Origin of the sequence: Chitinophaga fulva (genome assembly GCF_012927205.1) — a bacterium.
Classification (GTDB): domain Bacteria; phylum Bacteroidota; class Bacteroidia; order Chitinophagales; family Chitinophagaceae; genus Chitinophaga; species Chitinophaga fulva.
On the sequence record NZ_JABBGC010000002.1, the window covers coordinates 1,058,812 to 1,074,126 of the forward strand.

Annotated in this window: 15 protein-coding genes; 4 read left to right on the plus strand and 11 right to left on the minus strand. The window is 50.6% G+C overall.

The window, feature by feature from the left end:
* Positions 1 to 44 precede the first annotated feature (44 nt).
* Positions 45 to 2,249 (minus strand): GDSL-type esterase/lipase family protein, encoded by a 2,205-nt coding sequence (locus HHL17_RS20815; protein ID WP_169226715.1) that lies wholly within the window; start codon positions 2,247 to 2,249, stop codon positions 45 to 47.
* Between the two features lie 42 nt (positions 2,250 to 2,291).
* On the opposite strand from HHL17_RS20815, the gene HHL17_RS20820 reads away from it, so the two are divergent.
* Positions 2,292 to 2,711 carry a 3-hydroxyacyl-ACP dehydratase FabZ family protein gene (locus HHL17_RS20820; RefSeq protein WP_169226716.1) on the plus strand — a complete coding sequence of 140 codons (420 nt, stop codon included), beginning with the start codon at positions 2,292 to 2,294 and terminating at the stop codon, positions 2,709 to 2,711.
* 7 nt (positions 2,712 to 2,718) lie between these two features.
* Here HHL17_RS20820 and HHL17_RS20825 read toward each other — a convergent pair whose 3' ends face one another.
* The 3 genes from HHL17_RS20825 to HHL17_RS20835 form a co-directional block, all read right to left on the minus strand.
* Positions 2,719 to 3,369, minus strand: coding sequence for a response regulator (locus tag HHL17_RS20825; protein WP_169226717.1), 651 nt, complete (start codon positions 3,367 to 3,369; stop codon positions 2,719 to 2,721).
* 142 nt (positions 3,370 to 3,511) lie between these two features.
* Positions 3,512 to 4,312, minus strand: a complete 801-nt coding sequence (locus HHL17_RS20830) for a methyltransferase domain-containing protein (protein ID WP_169226718.1) — start codon at positions 4,310 to 4,312, stop codon at positions 3,512 to 3,514.
* 52 nt (positions 4,313 to 4,364) lie between these two features.
* The gene (locus tag HHL17_RS20835) at positions 4,365 to 4,844 is read right to left on the minus strand and encodes a DUF4920 domain-containing protein (protein WP_169226719.1); all 480 of its coding nucleotides are present in this window, start codon (positions 4,842 to 4,844) and stop codon (positions 4,365 to 4,367) included.
* Between the two features lie 264 nt (positions 4,845 to 5,108).
* Between HHL17_RS20835 and HHL17_RS20840 the strand changes: the two genes are divergently transcribed.
* A complete protein-coding gene (locus tag HHL17_RS20840; RefSeq protein WP_169226720.1) occupies positions 5,109 to 5,867 on the plus strand; it encodes an SDR family NAD(P)-dependent oxidoreductase in 759 nt (252 codons plus the stop codon).
* Between the two features lie 67 nt (positions 5,868 to 5,934).
* Here HHL17_RS20840 and HHL17_RS20845 read toward each other — a convergent pair whose 3' ends face one another.
* From HHL17_RS20845 to HHL17_RS20860, 4 genes are all read right to left on the minus strand, one after another.
* Positions 5,935 to 6,678: a GNAT family N-acetyltransferase gene (locus HHL17_RS20845; RefSeq protein WP_169226721.1), complete on the minus strand. Its 744-nt coding sequence runs from the start codon at positions 6,676 to 6,678 to the stop codon at positions 5,935 to 5,937.
* 91 nt (positions 6,679 to 6,769) lie between these two features.
* A complete protein-coding gene (locus tag HHL17_RS20850; protein WP_169226722.1) occupies positions 6,770 to 8,647 on the minus strand; it encodes a hypothetical protein in 1,878 nt (625 codons plus the stop codon).
* The gene (locus HHL17_RS20855; protein ID WP_169226723.1) at positions 8,644 to 10,203 is read right to left on the minus strand and encodes an NAD(P)/FAD-dependent oxidoreductase; all 1,560 of its coding nucleotides are present in this window, start codon (positions 10,201 to 10,203) and stop codon (positions 8,644 to 8,646) included. The genes HHL17_RS20850 and HHL17_RS20855 overlap by 4 nt, the downstream gene beginning before the upstream one ends.
* A 304-nt stretch (positions 10,204 to 10,507) precedes the next feature.
* Entirely contained in the window at positions 10,508 to 11,182 is a 675-nt protein-coding gene (locus HHL17_RS20860) for a DUF6882 domain-containing protein (RefSeq protein WP_169226724.1), read from the minus strand.
* A gap of 154 nt (positions 11,183 to 11,336) precedes the next feature.
* Between HHL17_RS20860 and HHL17_RS20865 the strand changes: the two genes are divergently transcribed.
* Together HHL17_RS20865 and HHL17_RS20870 are read left to right on the plus strand one after the other, a co-directional pair.
* On the plus strand, positions 11,337 to 12,026 hold the full coding sequence (locus HHL17_RS20865) for an alpha/beta hydrolase (RefSeq protein WP_169226725.1): 690 nt from the start codon (positions 11,337 to 11,339) through the stop codon (positions 12,024 to 12,026).
* A gap of 83 nt (positions 12,027 to 12,109) precedes the next feature.
* The gene (locus tag HHL17_RS20870; protein ID WP_169226726.1) at positions 12,110 to 12,604 is read left to right on the plus strand and encodes a GNAT family N-acetyltransferase; all 495 of its coding nucleotides are present in this window, start codon (positions 12,110 to 12,112) and stop codon (positions 12,602 to 12,604) included.
* Here the strand turns inward: HHL17_RS20870 and HHL17_RS20875 are convergent.
* Genes HHL17_RS20875 through HHL17_RS20885 form a run of 3 tightly spaced genes read right to left on the minus strand, consistent with a single transcriptional unit; the run spans position 12,596 to position 15,241 of the window.
* Complete coding sequence (locus tag HHL17_RS20875) at positions 12,596 to 13,105, minus strand: DinB family protein (protein WP_169226727.1); 510 nt, start codon at positions 13,103 to 13,105, stop codon at positions 12,596 to 12,598. The two genes, HHL17_RS20870 and HHL17_RS20875, sit on opposite strands and share 9 nt — an antisense overlap.
* Positions 13,102 to 13,734, minus strand: a complete 633-nt coding sequence (catB, locus tag HHL17_RS20880) for a type B chloramphenicol O-acetyltransferase (RefSeq protein ID WP_169226728.1) — start codon at positions 13,732 to 13,734, stop codon at positions 13,102 to 13,104. The genes HHL17_RS20875 and catB overlap by 4 nt, the downstream gene beginning before the upstream one ends.
* Before the next feature lie 55 nt (positions 13,735 to 13,789).
* A complete protein-coding gene (locus HHL17_RS20885) occupies positions 13,790 to 15,241 on the minus strand; it encodes an MFS transporter (RefSeq protein ID WP_169226729.1) in 1,452 nt (483 codons plus the stop codon).
* Positions 15,242 to 15,315 lie beyond the last annotated feature (74 nt).

Below are 15,315 nucleotides of genomic sequence, written 5' to 3' on the forward strand. Positions count from 1 at the left end.
TTATGCCGCAACAATTAACGTGCCCGAAGTTGTCGTGTCCGCCATTAAAACACCTCTTGTTTTAAAGCTTCTGCCCATATCTGGTAACCTTTCTCTGTCGGATGAACGAAGTCATACATGGTTTCCTTCAGCAGGACTCCTTCCGGTGTGAGCATTTTCGGACCGATATCCACGAGACGGATATTTTCTTTTGCCGCGAATGCTGCCAGCAAACGGTTGGTTTCATTGATGACCACCCTGCGGGGATGATCGGGCTTTTGCTCACGCGGGAAAACAGCCATCAGCACAATTTTAGCCTGTGGCACTTTGGAACGGATACGGCCACAGACGGCGGCAATGCCCTCCACAATTTCTGACGGCGTGTTGGCGCGGGCATTGTTGGTCTGGCTGGTGTTATTGGTACCAATCAATACTACCACCGTACGGGGATGCAGTCCATCCAGCTGTCCGTGGTCCAGCCGCCACAGTACATTCTGCGTCCGGTCCCACCCAAAGCCCAGGTTGAGCACCCGGTGATTGCCATATAATGCGGTCCAGGCTTCCGGGCCATTGGCTTTGCGCAGCTGCCCGTCGGCAGATCGTAACAACGGATAGCCGCCAAAGAAATGGGTGATGGAATTACCGACCATGATAATTTCCGGATCGATGGAATCCTTTATGCGTAACACCTCCGCATGCCTGGCCCACCAGTCGTAGCTATCATTTTCCAGTTTAGGTACCGGGATGATGGCCGTATTGGCCGGTAAGGCGGTATCCCGGCTATGATCATTCATCAATTGAGACAGCAGCGGTTCCATGGCTTTAGCCCAGGCCAGCGCGCCAGCGGGACTGGGATGCAGCCAGTCGGGCATCTGGTCCTGCCGGATGGTACCGTCGAGATGCAGGAATACATGGTTTACATCACAATAGAACACATGCTCGTTGTCTGCCAGTTTGGATACCAGTTCCGATGCCCGGTCCAGTATCATCCGGTGTGAGGTGGGATTGGGCCCATCATAGCTGCCGGGGAAACAGCGCAGCAGGATGATCTTCGTGTCCGGCAGTTTTTCACGCAGCAGCTGCACGATAGCTTTGATGCCACCTGCCAGCTGGCCCGCGGTATGACGCACCGGGTAATTCTTTTCGTCAACGTTGTTGGTGCCTATTTCCAGCGTCACTACTTTAGGGGACTGGCCTTTCAGTTCACAATGTTCCAGGTTCCAAAGGATATTCTCCGTACGGTAGCCGCTGAAGCCCAGGTTCAGCGCTTTGCGGGGCGCAAAGAACTGGTTCCATACCGGTTGATAAGCCGGCTTTTCAAAGTTATGAGTGATGGAATTGCCGATCATGATCAGATCGTACTGTTGAGCGGCGGCTTCGTTCAGTTTCTGGTCATGACGTTTGCGGTTACCCCCTTCTGCAGGCACAGCCGCCGTGTTCACGCCGGATGACAGCGTGTCTGGTTTTTCGAGGAAGGACTGCAACAGTGCCGGCCAATTTGCCGCAGCGCCGCGCAATGGTTTTTCCATGCCGAAGCCGTGGCCTCCGTCGGGCAACAGCGCATAGCTGCCTTTCCCGTCGTAGCCTTTCCAGACCTTACCGTATTGTATGCAGCTGTTAACCCATTCCTGCCGGTCGTCTTTGGCGATGAGGGTAAAGAGCCGTGCACGCAATACCGGTGGCGGTAACACCGCCGGATATACGGAGCCGGGGCTGGTTTCGTGAAGATAGGCCGGATATATCAGCATCAGATTGGCCGGTTGCGCTGCCAGCGGCAATTGCTGTATAGTACGCGCTGCCAGATGCCCGCCGGCGGAAAATCCCATGATGCTCAGTGTTTTGTTGTGCAGCCCCAACTTACCGGCTTTGTCCTGCAACAGCTGCCAGGCCTTCAAGGCATCTGCCAGCGCGAGCTTGCGTGTATCCGGACCGGCAGACACGCGGTATTCCAGCATAGCCACATCGTATCCCATTTTATTGAGGAAAGCGGCGGTCATGTTGCCTTCTGACTTGACGGCCAGCACCTCATATCCGCCGCCGGGGAACAGTAATACAGTGCCTTTCGCCGGTCGGTGGCTGGCAGGGAACAACTGCAATAATGGTTGCTTGACAAGATGGACGAGGTCATCTTTTTCAACAGGGTTCCCCTGCTGTAAAGGCAGGCCATCCAGCGATACATAACGTTGCGCCCATATTATGGCGGGAAAACACAATAACAGGAACGCCGTCATATACCACGCGTTCCCGGATAATGTCGGGAATATCTTCATACATTTATTTCAGATCATACAAAGTAGAAAAAAAATTCAGTTATGCATACTGCTGATTCAGTAGAAGATCTCATTCCGCACAGGGCTCCTTTTTTGTTTGCCGACAGAATTGTTTCGGCCACAACAGCGGAAATTGTTGGAGAGAAAACCTTTAGTGACGACAATGCTTTTCTGCGTGGTAGTTTTCCGGCGCATCATTTTGTTCCGGGCACCATATTGATAGAATCCATGGCGCAATGTGGCGGTGCCGGTATTAAGTTAATGGGATTGGCAGACGGCCTCTTCGCGCTGGCTGCCATAGAAACCGCCCGGTTTTTGAAAGGAGCCGATTATAATACACCGGTGCGTTATGTGATCAAAAATATCCGCGTGAGCGAGAAGCTCATCAAGCAGTCCGGAATCGCCTACTGCAATGACGAACCAGTGATGGAAGCTTCCTGGACCTGCGTCAAAATGGGATAACCCGTTTTCAGAAACCGGTGATCATTTTATGCTGAACGGCGGCCATGATAAGTTCCGCTACATTTTTCACGTCAAATTTCTGTAGCAGGTTACGACGGTGTGTTTCGATGGTCAACGGGCTCACATTCAGTTCCTGTGCCATCACAGGCGTGGTTTTGCCTTGCGATACCAACTGCAATATCTGTTTTTCCCGTTTGGTTAACGTGGGCACCTGTTTGAATTCATGTTGTGAGGGACGGGTAATGATTTCCTTTACTTCCTTGCTGAACGCGATTTCCCCTTTCAGCGCTTCTTTCAGGCAGTTAAGCAATTCAGTGGAGGAAACATTTTTGACCAGGTAGCCGCTGGCCCCATTCTGTAATATCTGGAGGATAATACTGCGTTCGGTATGGTTGCTTAATGCCAGCACGACCGTGTCGGGAGATAATTTTTTGATGTCCCTGCACAGGTCCATTCCGCTGGTGTCTGGCAGCATAATGTCCAGCAATACCAGGTCCACTTTGTTGTGTTGCAAAAAATCCATAAAGTCCTTTCCACGCGTAAAGCTGCCCGCAATGGATATCTGCGGTTCTTCCTTCAGGAGGGTCCTCAGTCCTTCGATCACAATAGGATGATCATCAACAATGGCGAGTACGATATTGTCATTCATCAGCGACATGGGCACTACAGTTTCTGTAAAAATGCTACAATATCCTTACATGGAGAAGGGCCTGCCCCAAAAATACCGGGAAACCAGTAGATAAAAATAATAACGGTCCGCCGGGTAAAACCGGGGACCGTTACTATTTGTGATGGCCTTATTAAAGGCAGGCTTGTATGTCTTTCAGCTTCATGGTCATGGACTGTGCGGACTGTAGTGTCCAGGCATCGTATTCTTCTATTGCCTGTAGTCTTTCGGCCTCCGTGATGAAACCGTGTTCCACCACCTGCGGGCCTCTCAGTTCCGCTACCTTTGACCAGATAGCGGCTTTATTGGTAAAGCCGGCTTCTGCCCTGCTGTATTTTTCGTCCGCATTAAAGGACTGTATGTTACGATAACCTGCCTTTTCAAAAAGGGCCGGCAGGTTGTCTGCTATTTCATTGTCCATACCGGCATCTGCGCGCCATTGGAGGAAGGCCTCGTAGAAGCGCAGCATACTGGCTGGCGGAACCGGGTCCCATTCCAGTTTCGTATGGTTATAGTCCAGGATAGACACGTGGCCGCCTGGCACTAACAATTCGCGGAAGCGCAACAGGGCTGCCAGTGGATCATTGAGCCATTGTAATACCCGTGCTGAAACAATCACGTCATATTTTCTGTTGGGCTGCCAGGTGTACAGGTCAGCAGTGATCAGTTGCAGGTTGGGCACATCTTGTTGATCTTCCAGTCCTTTAGCGATCAGGTGCTCACTGCTATCGATACCCGTAGCGCTGCCCTGCTCTCCTACTATATCTGCTATCCCGGCGGTAATAGCGCCGGTGCCACAGCCTACGTCCAGTACATGCATACCGGGTTTCAGCAATGGCAGTAATGTCGCGTAACTACTTTGTAATGTTCTGTCGTCCAGAATGATGGACGTTCCTTTTGGCATGGTGGCCCTTTTGGAGGCTTTGTCCTGCATATAACTAATTGTTTTTTATTCCACCACCCGTGTATACCACCGGCAGTTGTTCTTATTCCACTACCCGTATGCCGCTGGCAGTGTATCTTATTTCCCTTTTGGGTGCTGTAATGGCATCGATGACTTCCTGCGGTTTCCGGGCATCTTTTGCATAGTGCTGCAACTCTTCTACCGAAGTAATATTCTGATAAGCTTCACCGTCCAGCACAATGGTTTTCCCTTTGATATCGAGCGGAACAAAGAATCCATAATTTTTCATCTTCACAAACGCCGTGGTACTGTCATTCACTTTCAGTTGCATCCAGCATCCTTTTTTAGGACACACGTCCAGTACCTGTGCTTTGATTTTCACCGCAACTTTACCAGTGTCATTCTTCAACAGGGAAGGGAGTTTGGCTGCATCTACAGCACCGGCTGCCGTAGTACCGGCACCGTAAGTGGTATTGAGGGTTGCTTTTCCTTTGGGGGGCTGTGCTACCGCAGCCAGACCGGCTGTCATCAACAGTAGGCACAACATTGCTTTGTATTTCATGTTCAAATAGGTTTTGTACTAAGATAAGAAAGAACTATTGACTATTACCATAGACTATTCTTTACATATCTTACAAAAACGTTAAAACTCCTGTAAATGGTCAGGCGCCCCTGGCATTAAGTCGTATATTTGACCCATCGAAAAATGCGTGGAACAAATCACCAATCTATAAACGCCTAAATCTATAAATGCCCCCAGGGCTAAAGCCCTGGGCTACTGTTGTTGTTCTTTGTTGAGATTGTATTACTTTAAAAATATATTGTCATGAAACGATTGGAAAACAAAGTAGCCCTTATCACGGGCGGGGCAGGAAGCATTGGCCAGACGACCGCAAAATTATTCATTGAAGAAGGTGCTAAAGTAATGCTTGTTGACCTCGACGAATCCGCTTTAAAGAAGGCAGCAGCTGAGCTGGGGCCAGACGCAGCCTATATAGCGGCCGATGTCACTGTGGCGGCTGATGTAGCGCGATATGCCCAGGAAGCCGTCAAAAAATTCGGAAAGATTGATATCTTCTTTAACAACGCCGGTATCGAAGGCGTGGTAAAACCTATCACCGAGTTTCCTGAAGATGTGTTTGACAAAGTGATGGCCGTGAACGTAAAAGGTGTTTTCCTGGGCTGTAAATACGTGCTGCCGCAGATGAACGACGGAGCCAGTATGATCATCACTTCTTCTGTGGCCGGCCTTGGCGCATCGCCTAACTTTGTGGCCTATACGACCAGCAAACACGCCACCCTTGGCATCATGAAAACAGCCGCGCTGGAAGCCGCTCCCCGTAAGATACGTGTTAACAGCATACACCCGTCACCGGTAGACAACCGGATGATGCGTTCCATTGAAGAAGGTTATGAACCCGGCAAAGGGGAAGAGATGCAGAAAATGTTTGCGGCCGGCATTCCTTTGGGCCGTTATGCTAAACCATTGGAAATCGCTAAGTTGGTCCTGTTCCTCGGCTCAGACGACAGCCAGTTTATCTCCGGCGCCCAGTATGTGATTGATGGCGGTTCTTCCGCTAAATAAATGACTTACTAACCCATTCAGATAATGGCTTCCCTCAGACGGGGGAAGCCTTCATTTTATTATTGGTTTATATAGTATGCGCGTAAGTAATCACCTCTTTCACCGGTTCAAAGCCCAGGCGGGTATAAATTGGCAACCCCGCCTTGGAAGCATGCAGCACACAATAACGTTTGCCATCTTCCACACATTCCTTCAGCAACCGCGTTGTCATCGCAGCGGCCAGTCCTTTCCCCCGGAATTCCGGTAGCGTACCGATAAAATGCAGACCGGCATTACCGGCTTCATCGTAAAATATCAGCCCGCTGCATGCAGGGGCGCCGTCAACGGTACCGATAAAGACTTTTATTTTATTTTCCTGTCCAAGCAAACAGGCCACTACGGCGCCGTCTACACGATAATTAAAAGAACCTGCCGCAATGGTGGCGAAGGTGTAAGCATCCGCCTCACTTTCTGCCAACCGGAAAATGATCTTGTCAGAACACTCCCCCGGAGGATTTTCCCGCAGGTAGATGATCATGCCTTGCAACGTCAGTTTAGGCTGAAAGCCCATTGCTGTCAGCTGTGGCTCAAAAGCTTCCGCTACAGACGCTGTAAAAGTGACTGCATCGGGCAACAGCCCTTCTTTTATTTGTGTGGATATTTCCGCCAGTGCTGCTGCGTCCTGTACATCAAATACACGCCGGGGCCAATCAGACCCTTCAGGCATAATGGCTTTAAAGGAAGGCGCCGTAGTGAGCAGGCCTGCCCGCTCTCCTACGTACGCCCAATGTTCAAACAGGTTTCCGATAATATGTTTCTCTTCTTGTTCCATGTGTCTAGATAAGACCACAAAAATAGCAGTCTCACCAATGTAAGTAGTAGTCCACTGTCAAATGGAGCGGTAGTCCAGTTTGCATTATCTGCTACTTACAATAAGTCTTCAGCAGCTGTGGGGCCTGCTGCGATCCCAGTATCGCGGCCTGTTGCAGGTCCTGGCAAGCTTTGGGACGGTCATTCAGCATCAACCAGCTCACGCCGCGGCCCAGGTACACATCTGCCTCAGCAGGTTTCAGCGCCAGGGCTGCTGTAAAGTCAGCAATCGACTGCCGTATATTTTTCTTCCTGTCACGCTCGTACACGCCTTTGAAATACAACAGCCGCTCGTCTTTCGGATAGGCCTGCATCAGCGAGGCGAAGAAACGGTCATTGTCCGCCGACTGTGGCCAGAGCTTCACAAACAATACCGCCAGCGCTTCTCTTTCCCGGTTTTGTATGACATACACGGGTGCAAAAGTGCTGTCATTCAGAAAAGCAGCGATCGGCATATTCGTATAGTTCTCACCGGTATAGTGCGACTCCCAGATGACCAGCTGCCCCGGCTGCATCACCGTTTTACTGCTGGCCGATATCCCTCCGGTGCGCACGGTATCATTGGGATGGCGCCCGGCAGCCCAGAAATACCACGGGTGATTACAATAGACCTTCTGCTGCTGCAACGGTCCCTTGGCCACAAAGGCGGTCATCCCATTCATGCCCCATCTTTCTTCATTACCATGACTACCCGGATTTTCGTAGTAAAGCGTAAACAACACCTGCCATACCAACAACGCTGCTGCTATGCCATACGGCGCCTTACCCTTTTTTGAAAACGCCGGCAAAACAGCCAGCAGACAGCATACCACCAAGGCATTAAATATCGTATAGTCTTTCTTGTCAGGGTTGTAAGTCTGCCGCAGATGCAACTCGTTGGTAAAACTCAGCCATGCCACGAGGATAATAAACACGACAAATATCCACAGCTCCCTGCGATCGCGGGACTTGACCGGCTTGGCATTCTTTTTACTAACAGCAGGTCCGGTAAACATCTCCCACCAATAGTTAAAGCCATACACACAGATCACTGCGGCAAAAGGCGCCAGCGTGATCAGGTTACGCAAGGCGCCGCCTGACTGCCCCAAATCCATAAACACGGCAAAGGCGACATAGATCAGAAATCCAACGGTGAACTGCAAAACGATAAAATAATCTGCGAGTATTTTCTTAAGATTCTCCATATATCCCCAGAGAAAAAAGAAAAAAGCCACCGGTCCCAATACATACACGTACTTGCCAATATGGTGGGTGAGACTGACATGCCCGTAGCGGTTCTTCTTCTCGCCACTGGCCAGCACTTCCTGCACCAGCGCCAGCGGTTGACCGGTATAGGCGAACAATCCCAGGCCCCACGCAACCAGACCTACGCCCAGTAATGGAACGTACCGGTACATCCGTTGCTGTATCAAAGGGAATAACCAGAAAGGCAGGAACAGCACGCCTTCCGGACGGGCCAGTGGCAGCAGGCCTCCTACCAGCGCAAACCAGCCAAACTGTTTGCGGTAGAAAAAATAAATGCCCAGACAGACTAAAAAAGATGCCAGCGGCTCTGTCATCGCATCTCTTGAAATGCCAAACAGAAATGTCTGGAACAACAGGAAAACCATGACCACCAGCGCATGCGGCACACCTTTATGTTTGAGCGCCTTGTACAGTAAAATACCCGACCCCGCTGTCAGCAACACCATGGTCACCACAATACCCATCCTGCCGAAAAGCTGTACCGGCAAATAAAACAGCACCACAAACAATGGCCTGTTCCACGAAGAAAAGAACTCCTTCGGATGTTTACCAGCGTCCTGTACGTTCAGGAAGCGGCTGATAGCATCATCGTCCCAGGTGTAATTGGAGAGCTGCGACCATACCAGGGAGACGACCACAAATACCAGCGCGCAGATCAGATAATCGTATTGTTTCCATTTTTTCATACTGCCTGTTTTTCTTCGTGATATTCCTGTTCTGTGTTGATGTCCCAGATATTGTCCCGGCCGGTGACCCCGTGGATGATGTTATCCACCGCCGTCATGGCTGTCAGCATGGAGTGATCTGCATTGTTGTATTTATGCATGCCGTTGCGGCCAACGAGGAACAGATTACTGATCGTATCCGTGTATTCCCGTAATTCATCAAACTGCTGATAGGTACCAAAATAAGCCGGATAGGTTTTCTTCATGCGCACGATGGTGCTGTCTCTGACATGCTCCCTTCGGATGATACCGATTTTCTGAAGCTCATCGATACCAAAGTTAATAAAGTGCTGGTCTTCCATGCTCCACAATTCATCACCTTCGTTGCAGAAGTATTCCAGTCCTATCCATACACGGTCCGGGTCACTGACCATAAACGGGCTCCAGTTATTAAAGATCTGCAACCGGCCTACTTTTACATCGTTTTCCTGTATGTAAATCCAGTTGTCTTTGATAAGGCCGTGTTCCTGTTCGACTACCAATTTATCGAGCAGCAAGCCTACCGTCACAAAGTCGCGGTATTCCAGGCCTGCCGCGATATCCCGCACCCGTTGCGGCACAGGGCCGTTCATGGCTGCCACCAGGTCTTTTACCGGCATCGTGGAAAAGAAGTAGTCGCCCTGAAAATGTTGTCCGGCTGTTTCCACGCTGGTTACACGGCCATCTTTCATTTGAATGCCCTTTACTTCCTGCTGCATCAGTATTTCCCCGCCCATCGCTTTAACACGCTCCGCCACTTCTTCCCAGAGTTGTCCCGGTCCGTATTTTGGATACAGGAAACGTTCTATCAGACTGGTTTCTGTTTGTTTCTGGTGGATGTCTGCCGGCTTTTTGCGCGCTGTCATTTTTTGCAGGGCGTGTTTGATGGTTTTAGACACCGACAGTTTTTTAATTCGCTGATGTCCCCATTCGGCGTCTATTTCATTACATGGCTTTCCCCATACTTTCTCCGTATAGTCTTTGAAGAAAGTTTTGTACAGTACTTTACCGAAACGTTTGATAAAAAAATCTTCCAGCGTCTTTTCCTGTTTCCGGTAGAAGACACGGGTATACCCGTACGAAACCATGATCCTGCAAAGCCGGAACAGGCCCAGCTTTGAGATAGTGCTCATCGACATGGTGAGCGGGTACAGGAAGAGTTTACGTTGATAATAGATTCGGGACAAACGGTCACGGATCAGCATCACCAGGTCGGGATTTTGCTGTGTGTTTTGTTTAGCCGCTACAGAAAGCGTCCGTTCCTGGCGCTGGTAGCTAATGCGTACCTGTTCGGACGGAGCGCCGATAGGCATGATTTGCAGCCACCAGTCCATCACGCGGTCGGATTTCGAAAAGAACCGGTGACCACCGATGTCTATACGGTTGCCTTTGTAGCGGACGGTTTTGGAAATACCACCAATATCGCCGGATGCTTCCAGGATGATGGGCTTAATGTCTGTACGGGTAAGCAGTTCGTAGGCCGCTGTCAGTCCCGCCGGGCCTGCGCCTATAATAATCGCTGTTTTTTTGTCTGTCATGGCAGAAATAGCTAAGCGGAATCATCACTTTCTTCCAGCACTATTCCTGTTGACAAACGGCAGACATCTCCCTAAAAATTTCACGGTCACCACTAACAGGTACCATGGTAAGAACAGGAGCCTGACAGCAGCCTTCCAGCATAGTATGGCATAATAAAAAGCACGTTCCATCATCATAAAATATTCGTGATACAGCCTGCGCGGGGCTACTGTTTGTTAACTAACTGTCACTAATACACGATGATGGAATAATACCCTTATGTCAGTATAAAAAAAGTCCGGGAATTTTCCCGGACCCATATGTTTAGGAGAGTTGGCCGTTGAGACTGGCGAGCCGGTGTAGCTCGTCGAAGGTAGCTACAATGGTACTGCCGTTGTAGGTGGCAGACAGTTCCTTGTCTTTCATGCTTACTTCAAATGCTTTGGCTTTGAGGTAACTGGCCAATGCCTGTTGATGGTCCATTTCAAACAAAGAGATCAGTTGCGGAAAAACGGTCAGCACCCGTTGCGGGCTGTCGGTCCGTACTTTGTCTATTACGTCACTTTTGATGGTCACCAGCAGCGCGCCGCTGCCATAGTCCGCCACATAGTAGGCGCTGGAGCCAAACATACCGGAAGCGATCAGGCCAATATAATGTACATCGTTCACAGAACCGTCGAACTGGCCGGTAGTGAACAAGGGCAACTGATGCTGTTCACCATAGGCTTTCAGCTGTGCGGCCTCTTGCAGGAGGTTTTCCGGGAGATCGGACTGGGTATTGGCCCAACCCCAGAGGAAGGTTTCAGACGAATGGGAGAAAGTGCCCATGATCTGGATAGGAAACGTCAGCTGATCACCGAAGCTGATCACTCCTTCGTTGAGGTCAGCGGTCCAGTTGTTATCGCCGATAACGGCGGACAGGTCATTCTGTTTATCCAGTGCTATACCGCCATATTGTGCGATAAGGTCCTTCGCGGACAGGGCTGTTGATTCAGACATGTTGCTTCTTTTTTATTATCAGGCGTCAAGATACATTATTTGGCGGGATTGGTGTAAATTGTAAGGGTAGTTACACCCGACAGGCATTAGGAAGTCATGTGATCATCATCCCCCTTTCTCCCAATATTTTTCATTACCCTAAAAATTAAAACAGATGGCTAACAAAGTGAATATTCTCCTTGTGCATGGCGCCTGGGGCGAAGGCATGCATTGGAACAAAGTAATTCCTTTATTGGCAGCCGAAGGCCATAATGTGGTGGCAGTCCAGTGCCCGCTGACATCACTGGCAGATGACGCCGAAACCGTACGCCGCGCAGCCAGTCAACTGGAAGGCAAATCACTGCTGGCAGGCCATTCCTATGGTGGCGCCATCATTACCGAAGCAGCCGGTAAAATACCGGGTACCGCAGGTCTGGTGTACATCGCCGCTTTTGCGCCGGATGAAACAGAAAACCTCGCCGGCCTGTTACAGAAGGGACAACCAGCACCTGGTGGCGCTAATATTTATCCAGACGAGTTTGGTTTTCTGTGGATCAAAAGAGACAAGTTCAGGGAAAGTTTTTGCCAGGATGCCACCGCCGAAGAAGCCCTGGTAATGGCCTCCGCCCAGCGGCCTATCGCCGGCCGTTGTTTTGAAGACAAGCCTACCAACACCGGATGGAAACATTTCCCGGTATGGTACCAGGTATCTTCCGAAGACCGTATGATACCACCCGATGCCCAGCGGTTTATGGCAGACCGCATGAAGGCAGAGACCATCACCCTCGATGCCAGTCACGCTTCGCTGGCCACACGACCGGTGGAGATTGCCGGCTTCATCAGCAAGGCAGCGCAGGCCATCTGAAATTATCCAGAGCTGGCCTTGCCGGTCAGCTCTGCTGTATCTTCCCTATATTCGCGGCGTAGCATTTTAACGAAAAGAAAACCATGCAACTGGAAGTAACCCTCCGCCGTATTACTGTAGACAACGTAGAAGACATCTGCGATTTAAGCAAAACCCTCAGCCCTGCACAACGCAATAAAGTAGCCGACAACGGTGAATCCATTGCGGTAGCCCATTATTCCGAAGACGCCTGGTTCAGGGCCATCTATGCCGGTGAAGAGCCTGTGGGTTTTATCCTGCTGCATACCGGCGCCTGTTGGAGCGACGGCATCAATTTTCCAGGTATGTTCCTCTGGCGTTTCATGATCGCCGGCCCGCACCAGGGGAAAGGATATGGCAAAAAAGCCATCGGGCTGGTATTGCGCAACCTCGCCGCCCGTAAAATTTACGAGCTGTATACCAGCTGTGGCGAAGGCGAAGCCAGTCCCCTGCCGTTTTATCAGCAACTGGGATTTACCACTACCGGTGTTTGGTATGACGATGAAATGGAGCTAAAGCTCGTATTCATCGATGCCACCGTGGAGGAATTTTTAGGCTGATGCCTTCTCCCGGATACCCGCCAGGTGATGATCATCATGTTCGGCCACAAAGTAAGCCAGGTCAATGATGCGCATCGGCGTCTTCAAACGTGGGTGCAGCGCGGTTTTATCCAGCTGTGCCTCCTCCAGCGCCAGCAATTTTTTCACCAGCAACGTCCGCAGTTCCCGGAAACGCTGCAGCAATTCCGGGAGTGCGGCAGCGTTATGATTCGCCTGATGGGTGCGTTGGTTCGTAAGGTCTGCCACACGCAGCTCCGGCTGTCCGTTGACAAAATCATCGAACCGGCCGGACCATAACGGCTCCATATCAGAGAGGTGCCCGGCTTCTTCCTTGATAGACCATTGTTCGCCGGATTTGTTGACCAGCACCGCTTCCGCTATGCCGCGGGTCAGCTCTTCCAACCGGGCAGGTGTGCCCGCGAGGCGTTCAATGATATCCGGCATAACGCCATTGTCTGTGATGACCGGAAATGACCGGTCGAACCATGCTGTCCTTTTCATCGTGACTGCGCTTTATAAAAATCATATAATGCTTTGATATCACTGCTGCAAAGCAAAGGCATCGCTGCTTTCAGCTTATCGTCGGACCAGTTCCACCATTCCATTTCCAGTAAACGGGCAATGTCTTCCTCCGCGAAACGCTTCCGGATTTCTTTGCCCGGGTTGCCACCCATGACGCTGTAAGGCGCCACATCTTTGGTGATCAGCGCCCTGCTGCCGATAATGGCGCCATGGCCTATCTTCACGCCCGGCATGATCACCGCTTCCGTGCCAATCCATACATCATTGCCTATTACCGTATCACCCGCAGGCCTGAAGCCGTCAATACTACCTTCAAAGGCCGCTACTTCCGGCATATAAAAGAACGGGAAGCTCGACACCCAGTCATGCCGGTGGCCTTGATTGCCAGCCATAATAAACGCCGCGCCGGTACCAATGGAACAATAACTTCCGATGATCAATTTATCTACATCCGTTCTGTCGGGCATCAGGTATTTCGCACAATCATCAAAAGAGTGACCATGATAATAACCGGAATAATAACTATAGGCGCCTACAATAATGTTAGGATTGGTAACCTGTTCTGATAATAACTTGCCACGAAAAGGGCTTTCAAAATAATTTTCCATGCTACTCATTTTAAATCAGGAACAGCAAGGTACGATTAGTTGAGGAAATATATTTTTACGCCACCTCCGCTTCTGCCATCTCCTGTCTCACTACCCCTGGTTTCCGCACGCTTATCTTTGTCAGCAGCATTACCACGGCCAATGCAGGCGGGATAATGAAACAGCCGTACAACCAGGTAGCGGCATTCATAGCGCCAGCCACACCGCCCGGATGCGTCATGCCACCGGCATTGGCAATCAGGCCGGACAGCGCTGCGCCAAATGTCATGGCCATCAGTTGTACGGTGGTGATAGACGTGGAAGTCAGTTCTATTTCGTTGGGTGGTGCCAGTGAGAATACCCGTACCACCAGGTGAGGCCATGGCAGCCCGATACCGGCGCCTATCAACAGTAAGGAAACGCAGAGGCCTGCCAGCACATAGGTATTGTATGCCATACCGGAAAGCCAGGCCATTCCTGCCAGTCCGGCGACCATCAGTAAAGCGCCGATGAGCGACAGTTTCATCACTGCAGCAGCATTCACGCCGGAGAAAGCCATAGAAGCGGCCGACCATCCCAGCGCCACCAGTACCGTCAGGTAACCAGCTTCCAATGCGGTAAAACCATGGATGGTTTGTTCGAAGTAAGGGATAAATATTTCCACGGCGGCTACCAATGCCAGCAGCACAATCACCAGATAGACCATGCCCAGCGGAGAAGATAACCGGTAAGCGCCGGTAGGCAGCAGTCTCACGCTGCTTCCTCTCTCCGATCTTACCAGCAACACGATCAGTAACAGCGCTATCACCAAACCAGCCAGGTTATACGCCAGGCTTTCCATGACACTGCCGATGGATACCGCGAGCGCAGAAAATAACAACAATACCAGCTTCCCGACCGCAACGGGCGTTTTAGCGCCAACCGCGTGTTTGGCGGGCAGAATAAATTCTGTAAACACCAGCAGCAACACGCCAATGACCAGGATAACGGCAAAGGCTGTACGCCAATTGCCATACTCGGCAAAAATGCCGCCTACAAAGGGACCGACAAAAGCGCCCACGCCCCACATGCCCGATACGAGGGCCATCGCCTTGGCCCACAACCGTGACTCAAAGATGATCCTGATCATTCCATAGGAAAGGGCAAACAATAGTCCACCGCCCAGTCCCTGCACCGCTCTTGCCATCAGCAAAACGTACATCGTTGGCGCCGCCATGGAGATGACCGCTCCGGTCACGAAGAGCAAAATAGCCCAGCGGTAAGCCTTGCGGGGACCGCTGACCGATAATAATCGTGTCGACACTACCGAACCAATAATAGAAGCCACCACAAATATGGTGGTATTCCAGGCGTAATAGGCAAGCCCACCTATCTCCCGGACAATAGAAGGCATAATGGTGGCCACAATATAAATGTTGGTCACATGCAATAAAACACCCAACGCAAGCGCAATGGCTTTGTATTTATTATTCCCGGCAAACAAATCGGCCCAACCGGCATTTGCTGCTGTCTGTACTTTTGTATCCATACTGTGTATATTCAGATTTGTTTACAAAAGTCGGTCGTTTTTCAGGCGGCATCAATCTCCAAACAGCGGAAAGA

Excerpts from the sequence above, each read along its gene's own strand:
- HHL17_RS20815 (WP_169226715.1), bottom strand. The coding sequence starts at position 2,249 with ATGAAGATATTCCCGACATTATCCGGGAACGCGTGGTATATGACGGCG.
- HHL17_RS20820 (WP_169226716.1), top strand. The coding sequence starts at position 2,292 with ATGCATACTGCTGATTCAGTAGAAGATCTCATTCCGCACAGGGCTCCT.
- HHL17_RS20825 (WP_169226717.1), bottom strand. The coding sequence starts at position 3,369 with ATGTCGCTGATGAATGACAATATCGTACTCGCCATTGTTGATGATCAT.
- HHL17_RS20830 (WP_169226718.1), bottom strand. The coding sequence starts at position 4,312 with ATGCAGGACAAAGCCTCCAAAAGGGCCACCATGCCAAAAGGAACGTCC.
- HHL17_RS20835 (WP_169226719.1), bottom strand. The coding sequence starts at position 4,844 with ATGAAATACAAAGCAATGTTGTGCCTACTGTTGATGACAGCCGGTCTG.
- HHL17_RS20840 (WP_169226720.1), top strand. The coding sequence starts at position 5,109 with ATGAAACGATTGGAAAACAAAGTAGCCCTTATCACGGGCGGGGCAGGA.
- HHL17_RS20845 (WP_169226721.1), bottom strand. The coding sequence starts at position 6,678 with ATGGAACAAGAAGAGAAACATATTATCGGAAACCTGTTTGAACATTGG.
- HHL17_RS20850 (WP_169226722.1), bottom strand. The coding sequence starts at position 8,647 with ATGAAAAAATGGAAACAATACGATTATCTGATCTGCGCGCTGGTATTT.
- HHL17_RS20855 (WP_169226723.1), bottom strand. The coding sequence starts at position 10,203 with ATGACAGACAAAAAAACAGCGATTATTATAGGCGCAGGCCCGGCGGGA.
- HHL17_RS20860 (WP_169226724.1), bottom strand. The coding sequence starts at position 11,182 with ATGTCTGAATCAACAGCCCTGTCCGCGAAGGACCTTATCGCACAATAT.
- HHL17_RS20865 (WP_169226725.1), top strand. The coding sequence starts at position 11,337 with ATGGCTAACAAAGTGAATATTCTCCTTGTGCATGGCGCCTGGGGCGAA.
- HHL17_RS20870 (WP_169226726.1), top strand. The coding sequence starts at position 12,110 with ATGCAACTGGAAGTAACCCTCCGCCGTATTACTGTAGACAACGTAGAA.
- HHL17_RS20875 (WP_169226727.1), bottom strand. The coding sequence starts at position 13,105 with ATGAAAAGGACAGCATGGTTCGACCGGTCATTTCCGGTCATCACAGAC.
- catB (WP_169226728.1), bottom strand. The coding sequence starts at position 13,734 with ATGGAAAATTATTTTGAAAGCCCTTTTCGTGGCAAGTTATTATCAGAA.
- HHL17_RS20885 (WP_169226729.1), bottom strand. The coding sequence starts at position 15,241 with ATGGATACAAAAGTACAGACAGCAGCAAATGCCGGTTGGGCCGATTTG.